Source organism: Ruminococcus sp., from assembly GCF_016287535.1.
GTDB lineage: Bacteria > Bacillota > Clostridia > Oscillospirales > Ruminococcaceae > Ruminococcus.
This window is the reverse complement of record NZ_JAEFAJ010000008.1, coordinates 62,301-77,796: the sequence shown is the minus strand read 5'-3', so window position 1 is coordinate 77,796 and position 15,496 is coordinate 62,301. Positions and strand designations below refer to the sequence as shown.

10 protein-coding genes are annotated in these 15,496 nt (G+C 41.8%); 1 reads left to right on the top strand and 9 read right to left on the bottom strand.

Annotated features, from left to right (window positions below):
- Window positions 1-210: 210 nt before the first annotated feature.
- Complete coding sequence (locus QZZ36_RS05325) at window positions 211-2,385, bottom strand: glycosyl hydrolase (protein WP_295077965.1); 2,175 nt, start codon at window positions 2,383-2,385, stop codon at window positions 211-213.
- A 37-nt stretch (window positions 2,386-2,422) separates the two neighbouring features.
- Entirely contained in the window at window positions 2,423-4,480 is a 2,058-nt protein-coding gene (locus QZZ36_RS05320) for a dockerin type I domain-containing protein (RefSeq protein WP_295077962.1), read from the bottom strand.
- 391 nt (window positions 4,481-4,871) lie between these two features.
- On the opposite strand from QZZ36_RS05320, the gene QZZ36_RS05315 reads away from it, so the two are divergent.
- A complete protein-coding gene (locus tag QZZ36_RS05315; protein ID WP_295077959.1) occupies window positions 4,872-6,770 on the top strand; it encodes a dockerin type I repeat-containing protein in 1,899 nt (632 codons plus the stop codon).
- Window positions 6,771-6,898: 128 nt separating this feature from the next.
- Here QZZ36_RS05315 and QZZ36_RS05310 read toward each other — a convergent pair whose 3' ends face one another.
- The 7 genes from QZZ36_RS05310 to QZZ36_RS05280 all read right to left on the bottom strand — a co-directional run bounded on the left by QZZ36_RS05310 (window position 6,899) and on the right by QZZ36_RS05280 (window position 15,088).
- Window positions 6,899-7,369, bottom strand: coding sequence for a DUF6465 family protein (locus tag QZZ36_RS05310; RefSeq protein WP_295077956.1), 471 nt, complete (start codon window positions 7,367-7,369; stop codon window positions 6,899-6,901).
- Between the two features lie 19 nt (window positions 7,370-7,388).
- Window positions 7,389-7,664: an HU family DNA-binding protein gene (locus tag QZZ36_RS05305; RefSeq protein WP_294752033.1), complete on the bottom strand. Its 276-nt coding sequence runs from the start codon at window positions 7,662-7,664 to the stop codon at window positions 7,389-7,391.
- Between the two features lie 594 nt (window positions 7,665-8,258).
- Window positions 8,259-10,856: an ATP-dependent chaperone ClpB gene (clpB, locus tag QZZ36_RS05300; protein ID WP_295077953.1), complete on the bottom strand. Its 2,598-nt coding sequence runs from the start codon at window positions 10,854-10,856 to the stop codon at window positions 8,259-8,261.
- Between the two features lie 51 nt (window positions 10,857-10,907).
- Window positions 10,908-11,552 carry a hypothetical protein gene (locus QZZ36_RS05295; protein ID WP_295077950.1) on the bottom strand — a complete coding sequence of 215 codons (645 nt, stop codon included), beginning with the start codon at window positions 11,550-11,552 and terminating at the stop codon, window positions 10,908-10,910.
- Between the two features lie 515 nt (window positions 11,553-12,067).
- Window positions 12,068-13,426 (bottom strand): carbohydrate-binding domain-containing protein, encoded by a 1,359-nt coding sequence (locus tag QZZ36_RS05290; RefSeq protein ID WP_295077947.1) that lies wholly within the window; start codon window positions 13,424-13,426, stop codon window positions 12,068-12,070.
- Between the two features lie 103 nt (window positions 13,427-13,529).
- Complete coding sequence (locus tag QZZ36_RS05285) at window positions 13,530-14,273, bottom strand: DUF4956 domain-containing protein (protein WP_295077944.1); 744 nt, start codon at window positions 14,271-14,273, stop codon at window positions 13,530-13,532.
- 5 nt (window positions 14,274-14,278) lie between these two features.
- Window positions 14,279-15,088, bottom strand: a complete 810-nt coding sequence (locus QZZ36_RS05280; RefSeq protein ID WP_295077941.1) for a polyphosphate polymerase domain-containing protein — start codon at window positions 15,086-15,088, stop codon at window positions 14,279-14,281.
- Window positions 15,089-15,496 lie beyond the last annotated feature (408 nt).

Genomic DNA, 15,496 nt, shown 5'->3' with positions numbered 1-15,496 from the left:
ATTTCCCCGATTTGAACTGTTCTGCCCGAAAAATATACAAAAAGGACATTCCTTTTTAGTATCTCTATAAAATATACACTTATTATAACATATTTATTGTTAGATTTCAAGTAATTTTAGTAAAAAAGTACGATAAATATTATATACAACAAACAGATAAAAAGACACCATACAAAAGCTTTCACACTTCTGTATGGTGTCATATTATCATTATTTCTCATGTGGGTCAAGAGTAGTGAGCTTACCAAGAAGGTACTCCTGTATGCGGAGAGCATCATTGGTAGTCACACCCTTAATAGTTATATCAACGTCAGCGTTCTTCTCGCCTTTTTCAGTGATGTGTTTGCTGTCACTTCCATTTATGCCGTACTTGTTCGGATTTGCCAAAGCCTGCATAATAAGCACAGCGTCTGACATATCTATCTCGCCATCACAATTTGCATCACCGTACTTTACATCTGCCGGAGTAGGTGCTGTAGATGATGAAGTTACAGTTGTTACTGTAGTAGTTGCCGTAGTAGTTGTTGTTGTGGTAGTTGAAGTAGATGTTGTTGTGGTTGTGGTTGTTGTTTTTGTAGTGGTAGTTGTTGTTTTCGGCTGCTCGCTGTTACCGCCCTTATAGAGGTCCTTAGGCAGCTCCGAAAGGGTAATACAAAAATCACTCTGATAAAGTTCAGTAAGTGTCTTTGGATCCTGATACTCCTTACCGCAGAGGAAGTGCTCCTGTTCAGAATCGTACCACGGGCAGAAATACAGCCAGTATGCGTGCTCAACTGTCATGTTATTCAGACTTGGTACGGTGTCGTTTTCCGGCATTGAAACCATTTTATTACCATTTACAAACTTGTTGAGAGTATAGAACAGACCTGCCTCAGCGTCCTCGTTGGGAGTTCCTGCCTGCTTGCCATCGTGACGGTTGTACTGACAGTTGTACTTATCGTAGCCTACGATATCTACCTTATCATCGCCTGAGTACCACTTTGCTGAGTTATCAGACCACGCATAGAGGTTCTGCTCATAGATAAGGTTATGAAGACCGTACTCGTCTCTGAGTGTATCCTGTAAGAAAGTCCAGAGCTTGTTGTAAACAACAGCGCCTTCCTTCGACCACCAGAACCATGCTCCGGAGCCATCGATAGGATCCTGTGTGTTGCTGGGATTACCTTCTGCTTCGTGGAAAGGTCTGAATATTACAGGAACTCCTGCGTCCTGAAGTTTCTTCAACTCAGCTGCAAGATTTTTCATGCAAAGCTGGAAGTAATCATACTCCATAGTGCCCTTTACCATACAGTTTGCTGTAACAAAGTCAGTATTGGGCTTGTAAGTTGTTCTGCCGAAGTCAAGAGGCTCACCTAGAGTATAATCTGCCTTTGTAACCGGAACGTTAACGTGCCATGAAGCCGTGCAGATACCGTTCTTGTTCTTGGCCCAGTCTATCATACGTCCTGCAACACCATCATCCCAGGCATAACATGGACAGTAACTTCCAAAGTCAAAGCCGCGGATAGCCGGCTCCTCACCTGTAAGTTCCTTGATGTATCTAACCTCATAATTGTAATCGTTGAGGGTATAATTACGATTCTGAGTCTGATAGTTGTACTGCTGGCCCTCCTCGTCGAAGCATTTCCACACGAACTTTGAGCCGTCATCCGCAGTCGAGATATCAGCCTCGTCAAATTTATATTCCTTGCCGTCCTGATCTACACATTTTTTCTTCTCAGCGTCAAAACGGATAGTCGTGTCAACTTGATGACCGCCACCGTATATCTCCTGCTGTCCTGAAAGGATATTCTTTCCATAAACGCTCTTAAGGTAAGCCATAAGAGCCTTTGTCTCCGGAGTTGCGTCAGGGTCGCAGGTAGTACCGCTGGCTTTTGAAAGATCAGGGAAAACCGCCTTTGAGATAGTTACCGTATCAATGGCCATATAGCCGTACTCGCAGATGAACTCGACGGTATTGACGCCCTTGTTCATGCGTACCATACCAAAATCGTAATCCTTCCATTCATCGGAATAAGCTGCCTGAGTGGTGTACTTCACACCATTGATGGTAACAGCCTGTTGTCTGCCCTCCTGATTCAGTATCTGTGCGCCGTGAACAGTTATGGAATACATTCCGTCCTCGGGAACAGTCACTTCAAAGGACGCTGGCTTAGCAGTAAGGTAAAAGAAGCCCTTTCCTGAAAAACCAGGGATTTCCGTCTGATATATCTTTTCCCAGAGCTCAGCACCTTTCATGTCCTCACCTTCTATGGTGTAAGGAAACTTTGTAGCAGTCGCATCATCAGCCGCAACGGAAGTAAATAACGGCACAGAGCTTACCTGTGCAGCTGCAAGAACACCTGCTGCAGCCAGGGATATGAGTTTACTTATCTTTCTGTTCATGTTTTTATCCTCCTTGAATTTGAATATTTATCTATTTTTATGATTTAGGCAGAGACTTTATCAGTCCGAGCAGATATTTCTGAATTGCAAGAGCATCGGAAGAGGTTATTCCATTACCTCTGTTATCAACATCCGCATTCAGCATATTCTCCGCTGCAATAACATATTTATCAGGATTTGCAAGAGACTGCATTATAACCACTGCATCCGACATATCCACAGCTCCGTCGCCGTTTGAATCGCCTGCCATCCCCTGCTGCGCAGATTCTGTGGTCACAGTGGTAGTAGTTGCAGGATTGGTCGTTGTTGTTTCCACTGTAGTAGTTGAAGAAGCAGTCGTTGAAGTCTCATTTACAGTTTTAGTCGTTGAAGCTGTTGTTGTAGCTGTGGTGGTTGTAGTTGTGGTGGTTGTTGTCAAAGCAACCGTAGTAGTTGTAACAAAAGGCGTATCATCAGCCTTAAAGCCGCTTCCAACAGCAATGATGCCATCATTATATGATACAAGCGCAGCTTTAAGCTCCTTATTCACATCAGATGCCGCATCGTCAACGTCATTGTTGAACTGCCATTTGAAGTCGCCGCCTTCTACTCTTCCCGCTTTCGCCATTACCAACTCAGGTACATCTTCTGCCTTATCGGGGGTATACTTATACATTATATCCGAAGTATCGAAATTGTTATATGTCGTACCACCGCTCTTTGCCTTGACATTATCGCTTATCTTCTCATTTTTTGAAGAAGCATCATAAGCATCAAAGTCTGTACTGTTCTGCTGATATGGAGTGAAAGCCTTCTGTCCCTGTATGATATTACCGTATGACTTTATGATACCACCGTCCTCACCCGAAAATGTGCCTCCAGTGATTTCGTCTGAACCCTGCATGGAAATGAGCATCGGATACTTACAGTTGCGGAAATAATTATTCTCAACAAAACATGAAGCTCCCATAGTAACTCCTACGCCATATTTCGCATTTCCGTCGAAATAGTTGTTGTAGCAATGCACGGAACAGGTCCTTATTCTCGGATGACGAGAATCTGAGTGATCGTACCAGTTGTGATGATACGTAATGTAGTTTTCAGTTGATTCCGACTTCATTCCCTGTAAATTGCACTTTCCGTTATCCCAGAAATGGTTATAGGAATGGGTAACAAAGGTGGAAGTCTTTGTATCAAGTGCTCCGTCTCCCTTTGCCTGATCAGAGTCTGAACCTGCGTCACCGTAGAAGAAATCACAGTTATGAACCCATATATGATTGTTTTTCTGCTGAAGTCCGCAGTCATCGCCCTCATTGCTGTTGCAGTTCATAAAGCCTAAATTTCTGACCTCTACATTAGAGCAATTCTTCATTACAAGACCAAAGCCGTTGAAAGTTGCGTCGCTGCCAATTCCCTCAATAGTACATCCTGCCGTTACGGAATCTACCATAATATCACCTTTTGTAAGAACGGATGGATCGGTGATATTACCGATAAAACGTATATTCAGTGGTCTTTTTTCCTTGCCTTTCTTATATCCCAGAATAATATTCTGCACACCTGTCAGTTCCTCAGCTCCCTTACCTGTAGCATCAATACTTGCAGTAACAGTATCCTTGTTCTCATTTGTGACATATACAACAACAGCGTCGCTTTTCAGTGTTCCGTCATCGTTATATGCACCGCTTGAACTTCCGTTCACAAATCCGAAACCGCTTCTGTCATGAGAGTATGCATTTGTCTTTGTCTCCGCAGCCTTCGAGCTGTCTTCCTTGCCGTCGATAACAGGCACTATCTTCATAGTGTGGCTGCCTGCCTTAAGTCCCACAGCGTCGGCACGCATATAACCCTTATACTGTCTTATGAGCATATCATCTATCCTATTTCCGTCAACATATACATTGTACCCTGAAGCGCCAGAAACAGAAGTCCACGTTGCGCAGATACCCTCGCCGAATCCTGAGGAGCTCAGCACTTTTACGCTGCTCTCAGCCGCAGATGCTGTAATCACAGCCGTATCCGTAAAAGGTACATACGCAAAAGCAAAAGAAGAAAGGGTAAACATTACAGCTGCAGCTACTGTTGCTGTCCTGAGCTTAAAAAGCCTGCTTTTCATAATAAAATTCCTCCATTACATCAATATCCACCTGTATGCCTACTGCATACCTTTACACTATATATTATATAATGAGAATATGTACTTTTCAATGGCAATTAGCGCTCAAAAAATATACTTTTGAGCTATTCAAATGTCTTTTTCCTGTTTTTGCTTAAAAGCCGCTGGTATTTGTAGATGATAAGTCTGATACTGTCATATCCGTTTTTCCTGAACAAGAAAATTTTTTTGAAACAATGTGAGAGAATTACTTACTTCATACGTCTAAGTAATAGAAAAGCCCAAAAAAGACAGGAGGTATCAAACATATCATCACATCATAAACCAACAATATTAATTTACAAAACAGGAAAACTAAATTAAAAAAGCATAGTAAAGGAGAGGGATCATTATGAAAGTAAGAAAAATATTATCGATGATTGTCACATCGGCAATTCTGGTTTCAACTATGACAGTTCCAACCACTAATGCAAAAACTTCTTTGTCTGTTCAGAAAGCTGACACGGTATTTGCTGCTGATACAGAAACATCTCCGGCTATAACAACGACGAAAATTACAACAATGGCAAACGTTGTTAAGACAACGCCAACTACTACTCTTCCATCTATAACATCTACTACTTCATCGCATTTTTCTTCTGTATTTAAAAAGGTTATAAACTATCCCGAAAAAACAGTTTATAATAAAGGCGAAAAGCTTGATATAAAAGGGCTTTTAATCAGCGCAACGGTAAACAGTAACTCCTCTGACGATGCAGCCGAAATACAATATGACGAGAGCTACTTTAAAATTGGCGACTTTACTGTTATAGACAAAGAAGGAAGCGCCGTAAGCGGAAATAGGTTCAGCACGCTTCCTGCAGGTGAGTATACTGTTAGTCACTATGATTCAATAGGAGATTATTATAGCTACAATGGATGCAACGATGTAGTTTTCTCCTACAATGTAACTATAATTGACGATAGCCCAAACGCAACAAAGACTAATCCTGTTACCACAACAATTACTACAACTACTACTTTAACAACAACAATGGTAATGCCAACAACACATAAAACATATGTTTTCAACAAAGTGTTGTATTATCCGGAAAAAACAGTTTATAATACAGGTGAAGAGCTTAATATCAAGAGACTATTAATCAGAGCAACTGAAAATCCCAAAAACAACCCTAACAATAATACCAGCAGACAATATGATGAAAGCTACTTTTCTATCAGCAGCTTTAATGTTACTGACAAAAATGAAAAGAGCGTAAGCGGAAGTAAGTTCAACACACTTCCTGCAGGAGATTATACTGTAAGCTACGATGGCACTGTAGGAAATTATTATGATTTCAATTGGTGCACAAATGTAAAATTCTCCTATAATGTAACTATCAATGATGATGTCCAAAACTCAACAACAACCACTACCACAGAAGAGCCTGTAATGTGGATGTATGGCACAGGCGTGGACCACTTTGACGGCATAAAAACTCTCCCTACAAAGACTATATATAATGAAGGAGAGGAATTTGATCTAAGCGGACTTGTAATCAATGCTTACCATTCTGTATCAAGACATAACAACAAGGGTGAAAGTGAGGTACTGAGAACTGATTACGTATGGGAAGTTGATAATATAGCTTCTGAATACATAACAATATCTGATTTCACTGGAAAAACCTATACAGTAGACGAGTTCACAAAACTCAGCGGTGACAGTGCTTATATCGTAAAGTTCGGCAAAGGCGGATACTCAAGCATAAAGCTCAGCATCAGGGGTGATGAATACGAAAGAGAGCTTTATGGTGTTAGTGGCCTTACGTTCAGAGTATATATCAATCAGCCTGATAAAGCATCACAATTCATACGTATAGACAACGCAGAGGTTGAGTCTTTTGAATACGGTATTTCTAACTACGGTTTCAAGCTTAAGGGGATGGACGCTTTAAGAATAGATATGGACGCGCATATGTACCCCGGATATGAAATAGAAGATATCCGCAAAGGTGATGTAGTATCAGGAGCTCTGAAAATTGATTCAAAGAGTAATTATGTTATTCTCGGTGACCTAAAAATTGTAAAATACGGAGGTGAAACAGGCGATGCAAATTGCGACAATTCACTGAGTATGGCTGACGCTGTGCTCATAATGCAGGCTCTTGCAAATCCAAACAAGTACGGAATTGATGGCACTGACGGACGCCATCTCACAAAACGTGGTGAGAGTATTGCCGACATGAACGGTGACGGAATAACTGTACTTGACGCCCAGCTCATACAGAACAAGCTCCTAGGACTATAAAAATATACAAGAACAAAGAAAACATGATATAGATATGATAAGGGCTCTCCTTCAGGAGAGCCCAAACTTATAGAAAAATACCTTGAATTTGCAAAAAAGCTCCGCAAAAAGCGGAGCTTTAATCATTCTTAGAAGAGGTTAAAATCGCCAAGGATATCGCCGTTAACAACATAATAAACTCTGTTAACGTCAGGTCTTATATAGATATCAACCTTATCGGCTTTCTTAACACCTGAAGCCTTTGTAGCCTTTGCAATAAGATCAGCTGTGCTTACCTCTGAACCCATTGCCTGAATAACTACCTTGCTGTCTACGGCAGCTGCAGCAGTCTTCTTAGCAGCAGGCTTCTTAGCAGCTGGCTTCTTAGCAGCTGGCTTCTTAGCAACAGCCTTCTTTTCAGCAGGCTTCTTAGCAGCTGGCTTCTTGTCAGCCGGCTTCTTAGCAGCAGGCTTCTTAGCAGCAGCCTTCTTTTCAGCAGGCTTCTTAGCAGCAGCAGCTGTCTTAGCAGCGGAAGCCTTCTTAGCAGGAGCCTTCTTCTCCTCAGCAGGAGCAGCAGCAACTGTTTCTACTACTTTCTTTTCTGCAGTTTTCTCAGCCATGATAGTATCCTCCTTAGAATTACTTGTTTACAGCGTTCTTGAGCGCCTGGCCAGCCTTGAAAGCAGGAGCCTTAGAAGCAGGAGCTGTCATCATTTTCTTTGTCTGAGGGTTGATAACCTGCTTAGCCTTACGGTCACGAACCTCAAATGTACCAAATCCAACGATAGAAACCTTCTCACCGCCAGCGAGAGCGTCTGTAATTGTTGAGATGATTGCGTTTACAGCAGTCTCAGCGTTCTTCTTTGTGAAGTCAGCCTTGTCAGCTACTGCACTGATTAATTCTGTCTTTGTCATAGTTAGTATCCTCCATAAATAAGATTTTACAATTGAATTATATACCCATTATTCCAATTTGTCAAGTAATTCATGAAAAAAAGACAAATTGACGTATATACAGCCATTTGCAAGGGTTTTTTTATTCAAATCAGACATAGTTTTTGCCTATTTTACGTTCCGATAATTTTTTCACGCGCAATTTTGTATTACGTATAGTATAATTTGGCCAATATATTCCGAAATATAAAGGAATACAGGCAACTTTAAAATCTCAAAAGTTGTTGACCAATTTTTCAAAATTGGTTTACCAATTTTGAAAAATCATTAATTAACTGCCGGTTTTTAGCTTATTACCTAGAAATGGTAGTTAATTACTATTTATAGACATACAATGCGTGATTACATATGCCTTGACAATTCTGCCAATTTTACGTTAAAAATTTTGTGCATAACATAGAATTACATTATTAATAACTATAGACGTTTAGAATAACGATCATCCGTCCCTTTTATCAATTGTATTGGTAAATGAAAAGAGCGGATGTCTTCCGCCCTTTTCACAGTTATCTATTTACTTCAATAGTCCTGAACAAATTACAAATTAATCAAAGATTAGTCAGCAATCAGTTTTCCATTAGCGTCAAGGTCTATATCAATAATGTCCCCTGCACCGAGATTTCCGCCTATGATACGTTTAGCGGCAAGAGTCTCAATATTACGCTGAATAAATCTTCTCAGTGGTCTTGCACCAAAATTCGGATCATAACCGCAATCTACGATGTAATTCTTAGCAGCTTCGCTGACATTTATACGGATATGCTTGTCATCAAGACGCTTTTGCAGATCAGCAAGCATGAGATCAACTATCTTGATTATCTCAGTCTTTGCAAGCGGCTTATAGAAGATTATTTCGTCTAGACGATTCAGAAATTCAGGTCTGAACTGAGTTTTCAGCAATCCCTCAACCTGACTGCGTGCTTCGTCGGTTATCTCACCGTTTGCATCAATACCTTCAAGTATATACGGTGAACCGAGATTCGAAGTGAGTATTATGATAGTATTTTTAAAGTCAACTGTCCTGCCTTGAGAATCTGTGATACGACCATCATCAAGCACCTGAAGCAGAATATTGAATACATCAGGGTGTGCCTTTTCTATCTCATCAAAGAGCACTACAGAGTATGGCTTTCTGCGTACTGCCTCTGTAAGCTGACCGCCCTCATCATATCCGACATATCCAGGAGGCGCTCCAATCAGACGACTTACGCTGAATTTCTCCATATATTCACTCATATCGATACGAATTATATTTCGCTCATCGTCAAATAGTATCTCCGAAAGAGCTTTTGCAAGCTCAGTTTTACCAACTCCAGTAGGGCCAAGGAACAAGAATGATCCGATAGGTCTGTCTGGAGCCTGGATACCTGCACGTGAACGCAGTATAGCCTCGCTCACCTTTGTAACTGCTTCATCCTGACCGATAACTCTCTTGTGAAGAAGTTTCTCAAGTCCAAGTATCTTTTCTTTTTCGCCTTCCATAAGCTTTGAAACAGGTATTCCAGTCCAACGGCAAACTATCTTTGCAATTTCATCCTCTGTCACCTTATCACGAAGCAATCTTCCGTTTTCAACGTCATGCTCTGCCTGCTTTTCAAGCTCCTCAAGTTCCTTCTGTAATTGTGGAAGCTTTCCGTATTTGAGTTCTGCCGCCTTGTTAAGATCATACTCACGCTCAGCCTTATCAATTTCGCCACCTGTACGTTCTATCTCCTCACGAAGCTTCTGAACAGCAGATATATCGTTCTTTTCGTTTTCCCATTTAGCTTTCATACTGTTGAACTTCTCACGAAGCTCCGCAAGCTCCTTTTGGATTTCCTCCAAGTGTTCCTGAGAAATATTGTCGCTTTCTTTTTTCAGAGCAGCTTCTTCAATTTCCAACTGAACAATCTTACGGGAGATAACATCAAGCTCGGTAGGCATGGAATCCATTTCTGTACGAATAGTCGCACAAGCTTCATCAATAAGGTCGATAGCCTTATCCGGAAGGAAACGATCAGTGATATAGCGGTTAGATAATACCGCAGCCGAGATAAGTGCGTTATCGCTTATTTTAACACCATGGAATACTTCATAGCGCTCCTTAAGGCCACGCAGTATTGAAATAGTATCCTCAACGCTTGGCTCGTCAACCATAACTGGCTGGAAACGCCTTTCAAGTGCAGGATCCTTCTCGATATACTGTCGATACTCATTGAGTGTCGTAGCACCTATACAGTGTAACTCACCTCTTGCCAACATAGGCTTCAAGAGATTTCCTGCGTCCATTGCACCATCAGTTTTACCTGCTCCGACAATAGTATGCAACTCATCAATGAATAGGAGTATTTGACCATTACTGTTCTTTATTTCATTAAGAACAGCTTTCAGACGCTCCTCAAATTCACCTCTGTACTTTGCTCCGGCGACGAGAGCACCCATATCGAGGGAGAATACTTTTCTGTCCTTGAGGCTGTCAGGAACGTCCCCGGCCACAATACGAAGGGCAAGTCCTTCTGCAATAGCAGTTTTTCCGACGCCCGGCTCACCAATGAGGACAGGATTGTTTTTCGTCTTTCTTGAAAGGATTCGGATAACGTTACGTATCTCGCTGTCACGTCCGATAACCGGGTCGAGCTTGTTACGCCTCGCAAGGCCAACGAGTTCCTGACCGTATTTTGTAAGAACATCATAGGTGTCTTCTGGATTTTCCGTTGTAACTCGTGTATTGCCTCTTACCGACATAAGAACTCCGAGGAAACCGTCTTTAGTTATGTTAAATGTACTTAATAGCTGCTCAACATCTCTGTCTTTGCACTCAATGAGTGAAATCATAAGGTGCTCAACTGATACGAATTCATCCTTCATATTTGAAGCAATACTCTCAGCATTTGTAAGCACGCGGTCACACACGGCAGATATTCCGAGATTGCTACTTCTGCCGCTGCCAGTTACCTTAGGAAGTCCGTTTATTATCTTCTCAATTTCACCGTCAAAGATATCTTCGTCAATATTCATTTTTTTCAGGAGCTGAGGAATAAGACCGTTCTCCTGCCTTACAAGTCCCGCAAGCAGATGAATAGGCTCTATTACTGAATTTGACTTCATAACAGCAATACTCTGAGCCTTTCTTACTGCGTCAATAGACTTCTGAGTTAATTTCTCTGCATTCATAACAATACCCTCCTGTTGTCATTATTTTTCAAATTTATCCTTTTCTTCTTCCTAAATAATGTATCTGCTCAAAAGAGCACGATAGTTTTTTTCAAGTATACGTGCGCTCTCCGCAAATGATTCCGGAGCGGCAAAATATGTCTTCACGGCATGATCTAGATCTTTTATGTACTCACCAATAGCCTCACCAGCCTGTTCACCAGTTAGTGCTCCTGTATTTATGAGTTTTCTTGAGAAACTTCCATCACCTATCTCGCAGCTGTAGCCGTCAACTCCGATACCTGAAAGATAAGCACTTTCCAGCTTTGCCCTATATGCAAAAAAGCTGTGAAACATATCTATAAGAGCAACACTTTGCGTTCGTATATTAACACGCAAAGTACCAAGGTACTTCTGAGGGGAACGCTCAAGCTCCACCTTATAGCTTATAGTCGGTCGATATTTGTATTCAAGTGCTGTCCTGACCGTCATAAGCGACGGAGAACGTTGCTCCTGTATCCTGAATGAGCTGCTGACCAACTGAGCAACCTGCCCGAAAATCTCGCGCATTCGCATTTCAGGAGTCACACATGAAAGGTGCTCGGCAAGTATCTGATTAATGAGATTTGAGCGGCTCGTACCGAGCCTGTACGCTTGTTCATCGACAGCTTTTATTACATCGTCCATAAGTACGAGACTATAAACGCTTTTTTTCATAGGCACATCACTTCCCTTCTATGTTATATATATCATAGCACGTATTAATGAATTTGTCAATCGGATTATATAATCTTTCACGCAAATTTCACAGAGTAAAAAAAGTCCGCCCACAAGGAGCGGAGAATCGGCCCAAACGATCAAGTCGTTTAGCACTGTGGACCGAGCCATAGACAATAAGTTAAAATAAGTTATTGAGAATAGAAAACATGAAAAAATTACAAATGAAAGGGGTTAGTTTTATTACTTGACAAAACTATTTCTATGGCGTGCAAGTGAAACTAATACTCAATATCAAGCACATGAGAGGGGAGGGTACTTGATGCTGAATACCGATTAACTTCATTTGCTGATATTATTATATTGCATATATACGTACTTTTCAATATACATTTATACACATAAATATAATATCATGTACTTTTGACTGTTTTTTCACTATTTTTCACGTTAATTTTTCGTGAATATGTTTTCTGATTTCTCTTATTTACAAAAAGTGTGAATTTTGTTTTTTGTTAATTCACGCTGAAGACATTGTCTGTACCAGATATTGTAAAATCATTTCCGCTGCCGTTTACATTTGCACGGAATGTATTACCATCTTTTACTTCAGGGGCAAGCATGAGCAGACAACGGAAATCGTTATGCGGCTCAAATGAGATCATTCTCTGTCCGTTAAGCAGTATCTCAACGCTGCTTCCTGCAGCCTCTGTTTTGCCGAGATCAAGGACTATATAAGGCGCCTCGGAGTATGTTGGCACTGAAACACGGTTTCCTGCGGCGTAAACATATCCCCCTGTATAGCTGAAGCTGCCCTCGGCGTATACGGAGCTCTTATCCTCCTTGGTACCGCCTGAAATGACGGTATATCCGCCGTTTACATTAAGTGTGCCCTTTGACTTTATACCGTTTGTCCCGCCCTTGATATTGAGCCTGCCCTCATTTATGGTAACATCGTCGTGTGCGAACAATCCCGACTTCTTTGAGGTTATATTGTATGTACCATTGTCAATGATGATATCGTCGTCGCTTGCAATGCCGTGAGCATTGTTTGCAGTGATGTTGAGCTCGCCGTTTCCTTTGAGGCGAACGGTATCGTTGGAGAAAATAACGCCGTCGTTGACCTTGTCCTTACCGCCGTCGCTGAGGTAGTTGACAGTGCCCTCACGTGACTTGATAGTACATTTCTTTGCTTCGTTGATAAATATAGCCGGACCGTTTGAATTTGATATATCAACACCGTCAAGTATAACTGTGACCTTTTCTTCGGTAGCTGTATTAACGCATATCTGACCGTCGCTGACGCTGCCGTAAAATCTGAAATCACCGCCTGCGTTTATTGTGACCACGGAGCCGCTCACGCTGACATTGCTGCCTGTGACCTTAGGCGAAGCTCCGAGCTGTATCTCAGCCGTATATACCTTTTCTTCGCCGGAGTCTTCTCCCTGAGAGGCTTCGCTGCCGGAGCCGCTGTTGTCTCCGCCGCTGTTGCTGTTATCGTTGCCGCTGTTGCTGTTATCGTTGCCGCTGTTGCTGTTATCGTTGCCGCTGTTATTTGCAGCCGTAGTGGATTCTGTCTTGTCTCCGCTCTTTGCGGCAGACGTTGCTGCGTCGGACTTCTTCTCCCCTGCTTTTGTGGTCGTCGTGCTCTTGTCCGACTTGTCAGCTGCTTTTGTAGTAGTTTTCTTGTCGTCGGACTTCTTTTCCGTCACCTTTCCGGACTCTTCCTCGTCCCCGTCAGAGGAAGCAGTTGTGTTCTCCGTTACAGTACTGCCGGAGACATCTGATGTTTTGATTTCTTCCTTGCCGCATGAACAAGCCGAAGCCATCAGGGCAAGCGCTGCAAGTGCAGCCACAATCCTTCTATATTTCATATACATATCTCCTTATCCCCCTCATATTCAAATTGCCGGACTCAATATTGCATATTAAGTCCGGCAAAGGGTAGAGAGGGTATTTTCTTTATTTAGGTTTTACTTAGTTTTCATATATCTTATCATCGTATCTGAAGAATACAAGATTGATAGTCATATTACCATTGTGGGTACGAAGCTCGTCGATGAACTTCTTCTGATCGATGTTATCGAGAACATCAACGCTGTAGATAAGCTCGAAGAGAGTACCGAAGTTTGTGGTCTTTACTCTTCTCAGCTTGTAGAAAGTTGTATACTTTGCAAGTACGGGCTCGAATACTCCCTGATAGTCAAGGTTTTCCGGAATAGCTATCTTGAGAGTCATATGTCTCTTCTTGCAGCCGCCGAAATCGGTAACGCTGAGTACGAAGAGGATAAGTCCGAGAGCCGCAAAAAATACAAGCGCAAATCCGATATAACCTACTCCGCAAACAACACCGGTTCCCATTGCAAAGAAAATATAAGCCATATCCTTGGGATCACCTGCAACGCTCCTGAATCGTACCAGAGTCAGGGTACCCGCAAGAGTGAGCGCACCTGCTGTAGTATTGATAATGAGAAGTATAGCTGCAACTATTGTAGGAAGCATTATCATAGTCAGAACATAGCTCTGTGAGTAACCTTCCTTTCTGTGTGTGAGCATATAGATAAGACTGATAAGAAATCCTATCACAATCGCAACACCTACACAGAGGAAAAACTCTGCGGGCTTGATAGTGCTCAGAATGGAATTGCCGTTATTTATTACAGAATCACCGGATTCGTAGTACTTTGACAGCACATTTCCAAAAAAACCATGTTCAAACATAAAAATCAAACGCTCCTGTTCATCATAATGTTATTATTTACCATTGATATACCCGATATATAGATACGCCTTTTGCCCGAAGTGAGCTGAGCGTCCTGTATCTGGCTCTTTACGAAATTCTGGTAAGCTCTTCCGTACTTTGAAAAGCTCGTCTTATAGATCTGAAGCTCTGAGAGCTTGTTTACCAGCCAGTCGGGTATAGCATTTGAGACCTTGATTTCCATAAGTCTCTGATCCGCACCGATTATGTAATTGCCGTAGCTCTCGTAATTAAGTCCGAGATCGTAGCGGCGCTCGGTAATCTTTCTGTCAAATGTCAGACGGAAGTCGTTATCGTACTTACCGAAGAAAGCCTCTCGCTGATAGCTGATGTACTGCTTGGGTGCGATGGGGTAGGTGTCCAGAAATACGTCCAGTTCTCCGAAGACCTGCTGTGTGATATACTTTGTGAATTCAGGCTTGGAGCGGTCACGGAAGTAAGCATCTGACTCTTCAAGAGTCATGGAAACTCTTCTCTTTGTTACGATACCGCCGATCTTCTTCTTTATCTCAAGAAAAACCGTATCAGTCGGAGCAGCCGGTGAATAGTAGCTGCGCAGTCTGATCTTTTCCTTATAATAAGGCTTTGCAAGTGATTCTCTGATTAGATAGTCGTCTGGTGTGTCGTAGTAGATGTTGTAGATTCCATATTCCTTGCCACCTATGCAGAACTTATCAGGGTTCATGTACTCTGATATGACCTCCATAAGTCCGTGATACTGATCCATATTAAGGAGGAATTTGATTTCTTTACGCGCGAATGTATTAATTGCCATAACTCTTCCGGAACAGTGCCTGACTGCCCGGAACTCACACTCCTTTCGTATCATTTGATTATAGTATAGCGTTATTTCCTTAAAATAGTCTTAAAGTATTTTGTTTTCATTCAATATTCATCTTTCAGAAGGATATCTGATACAAAGAGCCTTTTTTCGGCAATATACCGTGCTTTCAAAAATTGCTGCCCTTTCACGGGGATTCCACGCTCATTGCGCTTGTCAAAAATATGGCACAAAATGCAAAGTTTTGTTATAAAACAGCAATTTTTGACCGATAGTATAAAATGCATTGTTTTTTTATCACTTCCTATAAATATACTCGTGTTTTTTCAGCAGTTTTTACTGTAAATTTTCAGAGCAGCCATTGCGGGCTTTCTGAACGTTCTTCTGAAGGTACGATTTTCA

Excerpts from the sequence above, each read along its gene's own strand:
- QZZ36_RS05325 (WP_295077965.1), bottom strand. The coding sequence starts at position 2,385 with ATGAACAGAAAGATAAGTAAACTCATATCCCTGGCTGCAGCAGGTGTT.
- QZZ36_RS05320 (WP_295077962.1), bottom strand. The coding sequence starts at position 4,480 with ATGAAAAGCAGGCTTTTTAAGCTCAGGACAGCAACAGTAGCTGCAGCT.
- QZZ36_RS05315 (WP_295077959.1), top strand. The coding sequence starts at position 4,872 with ATGAAAGTAAGAAAAATATTATCGATGATTGTCACATCGGCAATTCTG.
- QZZ36_RS05310 (WP_295077956.1), bottom strand. The coding sequence starts at position 7,369 with ATGGCTGAGAAAACTGCAGAAAAGAAAGTAGTAGAAACAGTTGCTGCT.
- QZZ36_RS05305 (WP_294752033.1), bottom strand. The coding sequence starts at position 7,664 with ATGACAAAGACAGAATTAATCAGTGCAGTAGCTGACAAGGCTGACTTC.
- clpB (WP_295077953.1), bottom strand. The coding sequence starts at position 10,856 with ATGAATGCAGAGAAATTAACTCAGAAGTCTATTGACGCAGTAAGAAAG.
- QZZ36_RS05295 (WP_295077950.1), bottom strand. The coding sequence starts at position 11,552 with ATGAAAAAAAGCGTTTATAGTCTCGTACTTATGGACGATGTAATAAAA.
- QZZ36_RS05290 (WP_295077947.1), bottom strand. The coding sequence starts at position 13,426 with ATGAAATATAGAAGGATTGTGGCTGCACTTGCAGCGCTTGCCCTGATG.
- QZZ36_RS05285 (WP_295077944.1), bottom strand. The coding sequence starts at position 14,273 with ATGTTTGAACATGGTTTTTTTGGAAATGTGCTGTCAAAGTACTACGAA.
- QZZ36_RS05280 (WP_295077941.1), bottom strand. The coding sequence starts at position 15,088 with ATGGCAATTAATACATTCGCGCGTAAAGAAATCAAATTCCTCCTTAAT.